Annotated in this window: 6 protein-coding genes and 1 pseudogene; 3 read left to right on the top strand and 4 right to left on the bottom strand. The window is 49.1% G+C overall.

The features are described 5' to 3' along the window. Nucleotides 1-262: pseudogene (locus tag KDK14_RS04685) on the bottom strand (hypothetical protein); the annotation flags it as partial. Nucleotides 263-643: 381 nt separating this feature from the next. On the opposite strand from KDK14_RS04685, the gene KDK14_RS04680 reads away from it, so the two are divergent. Continuing rightward, entirely contained in the window at nt 644-1,087 is a 444-nt protein-coding gene (locus tag KDK14_RS04680) for a cytochrome c5 family protein (protein ID WP_257263857.1), read from the top strand. 22 nt (nt 1,088-1,109) lie between these two features. Here the strand turns inward: KDK14_RS04680 and KDK14_RS04675 are convergent, their stop codons facing one another. Beyond that, a complete protein-coding gene (locus KDK14_RS04675; RefSeq protein WP_257263856.1) occupies nt 1,110-2,069 on the bottom strand; it encodes a universal stress protein in 960 nt (319 codons plus the stop codon). Nucleotides 2,070-2,254: 185 nt separating this feature from the next. Here KDK14_RS04675 and KDK14_RS04670 point away from each other — a divergent pair, with 185 nt between their 5' ends. Together KDK14_RS04670 and KDK14_RS04665 are read left to right on the top strand one after the other, a co-directional pair. Then, the gene (locus KDK14_RS04670) at nt 2,255-3,370 is read left to right on the top strand and encodes a polyamine ABC transporter substrate-binding protein (protein ID WP_257263855.1); all 1,116 of its coding nucleotides are present in this window, start codon (nt 2,255-2,257) and stop codon (nt 3,368-3,370) included. Nucleotides 3,371-3,476: 106 nt separating this feature from the next. Further along, on the top strand, nt 3,477-4,724 hold the full coding sequence (locus tag KDK14_RS04665) for an EAL domain-containing protein (RefSeq protein ID WP_257263854.1): 1,248 nt from the start codon (nt 3,477-3,479) through the stop codon (nt 4,722-4,724). 11 nt (nt 4,725-4,735) lie between these two features. Here the strand turns inward: KDK14_RS04665 and KDK14_RS04655 are convergent, their stop codons facing one another. Both KDK14_RS04655 and KDK14_RS04650 read right to left on the bottom strand, forming a co-directional pair. Further along, the gene (locus KDK14_RS04655) at nt 4,736-5,857 is read right to left on the bottom strand and encodes an SLC13 family permease (RefSeq protein WP_306671462.1); all 1,122 of its coding nucleotides are present in this window, start codon (nt 5,855-5,857) and stop codon (nt 4,736-4,738) included. Beyond that, complete coding sequence (locus KDK14_RS04650) at nt 5,805-6,158, bottom strand: hypothetical protein (protein WP_257263853.1); 354 nt, start codon at nt 6,156-6,158, stop codon at nt 5,805-5,807. The genes KDK14_RS04655 and KDK14_RS04650 overlap by 53 nt, the downstream gene beginning before the upstream one ends. Nucleotides 6,159-6,355: the final 197 nt, after the last annotated feature.

Below are 6,355 nucleotides of genomic sequence, written 5' to 3'. Positions count from 1 at the left end.
CTTCCAGTCCCTCTGTTGCAGGCTTCTCCTGCCGATCCGTAGCCATGTAAGCGTCAATGTTCGCATCATCAAGCGCTTTTTTGGCCTCCTGGATTTTCTCTAACCGTTCCTGCTTGAATTGCAGGTCTTCAGGAATGCTGTAGCCAGTCTCCTGCTGATAAGCATTGTCCTCTTCACGGTCACTGGTTTCGGCTTTTTTAATCAGAACCTCAACTTCAGCCATTAATTCGGTTTCTTTGGCCTTAAGTCGTGCGTAGCTCATGGCCTTATGCTTTATGAGCTGGCTTTGAATTTGGAACCATCGAGGGCGATGTGGCCCAGTGAGGCCATCTGAAGTTACCGGGACTGATTATCCATTTAGCCGGAAAACAGGATTTCATCTGGCCAACTATTTATCGCTTAAGCACAATACGTAACAAACTGAAAACCACAAGCGAAACCCACACCGTATAAACCGCTGTTTTAGGAATGCCAATTGATCTATAATCGAAATGCCCAGTTTAATTCGGCAACACAGGCGAAAGCTTATAAGCGAGTCTTGATTGACTTTTTATTTGCTCTGGCAGTATCAGCCTTGGTAACGCCTAAAATAAATAGCCATTAATCGCCTTAAGAGGACAAGCGAGTGTCACGGGGAACTCATATGCGTGCTTTGATTCTGTTAGTCGGGGGACTATTCGCGTCGCTGGTGCTTGCCAAGTCGACAGCAGACCTTGATTCAATTACCCGTGGTGAGATAAGCGAGCGTCTTGCGCCTGTGGGTTTCGTTTGTCTCGCCGGTGAGGCGTGTGCCAGTGCTGCCGGGGTAGCAGCCAGCTCCAGCAGTGGCCCAAGTGGCCCAAGAAGCGGCGATGCAATTTACAACCAGTTTTGTGTGGCTTGTCATGGCTCTGGCCTTTTAGGTGCTCCCAAAAAGGACGATGCCGCTGCATGGCTTGCTGCCGAGAAGACAGCTGGCGGATTCAGCAGTCTGTTAGCCAATGCCATCAGCGGTATTCGCAGTATGCCTGCCAAAGGTACCTGTATGGATTGTTCTGATGAAGAGATCAGCATTGCTATTGAATACATGAGTGGTCTCAAACCCTGATCCCTTCCTTCGGGTTTGGTGATCAGCCGCTGGCAGTTTCTGCCAGTGGGCTGATGTATCCTTCCGGCTTTACCGCGAGTATTGAGCAATAGATGCCATTCATGATGTTTTCAGCCGTATTTCCCACCAGAATACCTTCCTGATGACGCCCAAGCGTACCCATTACAATAACATCAACATTCAGCTCATTCGCCAGTTGCTGGATCTCGGTCGAAGGATTGCCCCTGAGCAGATGAATGGCAACTGGCTGCTGGTCATCATTCTCAGCCAAGCCAACTTCCTGCATGAGTTCCTGTAATTTATTGTGGTAGCGCCGCTGGGTTGTTTCCTGCAATTCATAAAGCTCTTCATCCGATAATGTTTTCAGGGAACGTCGTCCCAGGGGTACATTCCAGACACTGACCAGATGCAACGCGGCCTTTTCCTGACTGGCCAGATAGATACCGTATTGCAAGAGAGTACGATTCAGGTCATGGGCATCTGAGTCCGGGTCACCAGCATCCAGGGCCACCAGGATTTTACCATTAAATTGTGGGAGCTGATCCCGGTCTGCCATCATCAGAATGGGAACCGGGCATTTTCTCAGCAACGCCAGGTCATTGCCGGTTAACTGCTTGCGGGTCAGCGCACCACTGGCATCTGCCAGCTTGATGACCAGGTCAATATGATGTTCTTTGATCACCTTATGAATGGCTTGCCTGGGGCGGCCGGGAACAATCATTGTCTCTGCCTTGATCCCCTGCTCCCAGGCCAGGGACTTGAGCCGCTCAAGCTCATCCTCCAGTTGCTGTCTCAGGTGGTCTTCCAGTTTTTTTTCCAACGGGACAAATTGCAGGTAATTCAGGGTTTCCAGACTCTGGTCAAACAGGGTAATCAATAATGTGGCACGATTATCCAGGGCCAGCCGAAAGGCTTGCTGTAGCTCCATATCCGAGGTGTGTTGCCGGGTAACGGCCAGAAGAATCGAACGAAAGGCATGCATCAACGTAGTCTCAAACCGATAACAAACCTACTCAGTATCGCAGGAATTGGTCGCCCTTCCAGACATTCTGTGGTCAAAGTAGTTAACCCAATAACAGCTGATCAACAAAAACAGACCAGAACAGGGTTACTGCTGTATAATCACACTCCCGATTATTTGCCCGGTAAAAGGTTCACGGCACGTTTATGAAACTGATCAAGAGAACGTTCATCGTTGCCACACTGCTGTGTGCTGGCCAGCTGCAAGCCTCAGATAATGCTTCAGGAAATAAGTCTGAGAAACTGTATTTCTACAACTGGAGCGATTACATCGGTGAAGATACCGTCAAGAACTTTACCAATAAAACGGGCATTAACGTGGTTTATGACGTGTACGACAGTAATGAGGTACTCGAAGGTAAACTCCTTTCCGGACGCAGTGGTTTTGACCTGGTCTCTCCTTCCCACGATTTCTACAAGACGCAGATTCGTGCTGGCGTCTATGAGCCGCTGGACAAGTCCAAATTGCCCAACTTGAAACATCTTGATCCGGTCATCATGAAGGTGATTTCAGATAACTTTGATCAAGGCAATACCTTCGGTATCCCTTACCTCTGGGGAACCACCGGTATCGGCTATAACAAGGCGGCTGTGGCAAAAGCGCTTGGCAAGAATGTCCCGGTGGATAGCTGGGCTCTGATCCTTGAGCCTGAAAATATGAAGAAGCTGCAACAGTGTGGCGTGGCGTTCCTTGACGCCCCAAGTGAAGTGCTGCCTTCGGTGATAGCTTACCTCGGTATTCCCGGCGATAGTCTGGATATGGCAGATTACCAGAAGGCCGTAGCCAAGATGAAAGAGGTTGCTCCTTACGTCGCGTACTATCACTCTTCCCGCTCTCTGTCTGATCTGGCCAATGGCGATATCTGTGTAGCCCTGATGTGGTCTGGTGACGCGATGATTGCCAGAGACCGGGCCAAAGAAGCCGGAAACGGCGTAGAGATCCAGTACGTTGTGCCAAAGGAAGGGGCAGCCATGTGGTTTGATATGCTGGCAATTCCCACTGACGCACCACACAAGGATGCAGCCCACCAGATGCTGAACTATCTCATGGAGCCAAAGGTGATTGCTGATGTGACCAACTACGTGACCTACAGCAACCCTAACCCCGCCTCTGCACAGTACGTGGAACCACAAATCGCCCAAGATCCCGGTGTTTTCCCAAGCGCTGAAACTATGAAGAAACTCTTTGTTTTCAAGGAGCTGCCTGCCAAATTGAAGCGTTACATCACCCGTGAGTGGTCCAGAGTAAAATCCGGCAACTGATAGCAGTGACTCTGGCTCCGTTCATCCAATAAACGCTTAAAAAAAATACCCAACCCTGCCCAATACGCCATACTTTAACGGTGGAATCACTAAGCCCGGTCGGCACATGGACAGTAATATCACCTCTCTCAGTATCCTGATTTTGGAAGACCACCCCTTTCAGCGTATGGTGGCGGAGCAAACGGTCTCTGGCCTTAACGTTAACAGTTTGCATACTGCCCGGAGCAGTGCGCAAGCACTGCAATTTCTTCAAAATAAGGGTGCCGTTGACATCGTTATCTGTGGCCTCAACATGCCAGGGATGGATGGCATTCAGTTTATCCGCCACCTCGCGGAGAAAAAGCTGGCCCGGGGCGTGGTTGTACTCAGTGCCATGGCAGCTTCTTTAGTGCGAACTGTCGAAGATATGGCTCAGGCCCATGGTCTGATGGTGCTCGGTCATATGTCCAAACCAATATCACGCACCCGCCTCAGAGAGTTGCTGGAATTCTATTGCTCAGAGCAAGCCAGAAGCAGAACCTGCCCCATCAGCTCAAGAGATTTGATCTTTGATGAAAAGGAACTTGGGAAAGCCATTGAAGCCAACCAGTTCGTACTATATTACCAGCCAAAGGTCTTGCTAAAGAGTGGACAAATGATCTCTGTTGAAGCACTGACCCGCTGGCATCATCCAGAACTTGGCGTTCTCAGCCCAGTCCATTTTATCCCCATGATGGAGACTTCTGGCCTGATAGCAACTATGACCACAAAAATGATCGATCTGGCACTGGACCAGATCCGAATCTGGCGTGAACAGGAAAGAAACCTTGCGGTTGGTATTAACGTTTCTCCTGCTATTTTAACCAACACCCATCTCCCCGACATGCTCATTCAAAAGATGCGGGATATGAATATTCCACCAGAGCTGCTGAATCTTGAGATTACCGAAAGCAGCCTGATCCAAAATGCGTCGCTGTCCCTGGAAACACTGGCCAGGCTCAAGCTCCATGGTTTCTCGCTCTCTATTGATGACTTTGGTACCGGCTATTCCAGCATGCAGCAGTTAAACCGTATCCCTTTCAGTGAGCTGAAAATTGATCGCTCCTTTGTCTCTAATGCCTGTAATGACAAAAACCACAAAGCGATTGTCGAAGCAAACATCAGTCTGGCCCACAAATTGAATATGCAAACCGTTGCCGAGGGAGTAGAAACACTCGAAGGCTGGCAATTGCTGAATGAGTTGAATTGTGATCAGGCACAAGGCTACTTCATTGCCAGGCCCATGCCCGCCAATGAAATCCCCCAGTGGGAGCAACAGTGGCTGGCAAGACAACCCATTACACCACCCAAGCCCTGTATCAGAGACATGAATTGATCCAGCCGTCATCATGTAACTAACCAACTACTTAAAAGAAGCCCGTCCAGGCCAACAGCATCAAGACCGCAAAGATCAACAGAACCCCCAGCGGACTTAAAATCCGGGCTGTTTTGATAAAGTCCGTGGTAGCCACCAGTCCTGTGGCATAAGCCAGTGCATTGGGCGGTGTACTGATTGGCAGACCCATTCCCAGAGAAGACGCCAGGGCAACCGCAGTAGCAAGTACAACCAGTCCTCCGAACTCTTCCAGACTGGCCACAGAAGTGGACATGGAGATGGCAATAGGCATCAACAGGTTGGCAGTGGCCATGAGACATGAATGTCGCCATAATCATACACAGCACGGTGATACCCAGAATGATGGTCACCGCACTGAACTGCTCAAATGGCACCATACTGACCAGCAACCCGGCAAGACCAGACGAAGCAAGCGCAGAACCAATAGCAATACCACCCGCAAGCAGCCAGAGGACATCCCAGCTGATATGTTTCAGATCATGCTTGTCAACAATGCCACACAGGCTGAATACAGCAACCGGAATAATGGCGACCGCATAAGCATTCATGCCGTGGACACTTGAGAACATCCACAGCGAGATGGTCATTGCCATAGTGATATAGACAATGCATGGCTTCAGGCCTCTTTCAAAACGGCCTTCAATATGGACATCCAGATCGCCACCATTGGAAGGATACATCTTTTGCAGTAACCACCAACTGAAAGCGATCATAATGACAGTAATCGGTATGGCAAACAGCATCCAGCCACCAAACGACAACGCATGCTCACCAACAAAGTAACGAAAAGCGATGGCATTGGGCGGTGTTCCAATCGGGGTTCCCATACCACCGAGGTTAGCGGCAATAGGAATGCTTAATACCATTGCACGACAGCCAGGATCTTCGCTGTCCATTCGAGCCACCAAAGGCGTCATAATAGTCAACATCATCACACTGGTCGCGGTGTTGCTCATGAACATGGAGAAGATGGCCGTGATGATCATCACGCCAAGCATTACAATTTCATACTTCTGGCCAAAAGGCTTTAATAATACTCGGGCCAGATTGATATCTACCTTATACTTGGCACAGGCCAGGGCAATAAAGCCCCCCCCCCAGAAAGAGAACAATGACAGGTGATGCCAGACTATTGTAAATAGTCACATAGTTCAGCATGTTTTCCCCAAGACCTTCCCTGAGCGGAAAAGGTGCACTGTTTGAAGCGGTCAATATCAGCAGCATGATAATCAGAAGGGACGTTGCAAAGGCTGGCACGACATCACTGACCCACAGCAGGGTTGCCAGAATAAAAATGGCCAATACCCGCTGCTGCAAAGTTGAGAAGATACCTTCAGGAAATACCATTTCCGGCAAGCAAAACAGCCCAAAAAAGATGATTGCTATTGGCACAATCTTTTTAAGTGGATTCATTCAAACATACCGTACATGAGCAAAAGAACTGGGCGGTGCACTCAGATAGCTGAAACTGATCAAAGCAGACGTTTATGTTCTTATAAATGAGACTGTTGAGTGATTCAGTGCGAAATGCCAGTCATCACCGAGAACCCCTTGGTTAACTGATACCTGAATCCGTAAGGTTTTGATTGCACCGGAAGAATTTTACCAAT

This window comes from Endozoicomonas sp. ONNA2, assembly GCF_024606365.1.
Classification (GTDB): Bacteria; Pseudomonadota; Gammaproteobacteria; order Pseudomonadales; family Endozoicomonadaceae; genus Endozoicomonas.
Note: the sequence above shows the minus strand (reverse complement) of the source record. Positions and strands in the feature narration are given on the sequence as shown.

Excerpts from the sequence above, each read along its gene's own strand:
- KDK14_RS04680 (WP_257263857.1), top strand. The coding sequence starts at position 644 with ATGCGTGCTTTGATTCTGTTAGTCGGGGGACTATTCGCGTCGCTGGTG.
- KDK14_RS04675 (WP_257263856.1), bottom strand. The coding sequence starts at position 2,069 with ATGCATGCCTTTCGTTCGATTCTTCTGGCCGTTACCCGGCAACACACC.
- KDK14_RS04670 (WP_257263855.1), top strand. The coding sequence starts at position 2,255 with ATGAAACTGATCAAGAGAACGTTCATCGTTGCCACACTGCTGTGTGCT.
- KDK14_RS04665 (WP_257263854.1), top strand. The coding sequence starts at position 3,477 with ATGGACAGTAATATCACCTCTCTCAGTATCCTGATTTTGGAAGACCAC.
- KDK14_RS04650 (WP_257263853.1), bottom strand. The coding sequence starts at position 6,158 with ATGAATCCACTTAAAAAGATTGTGCCAATAGCAATCATCTTTTTTGGG.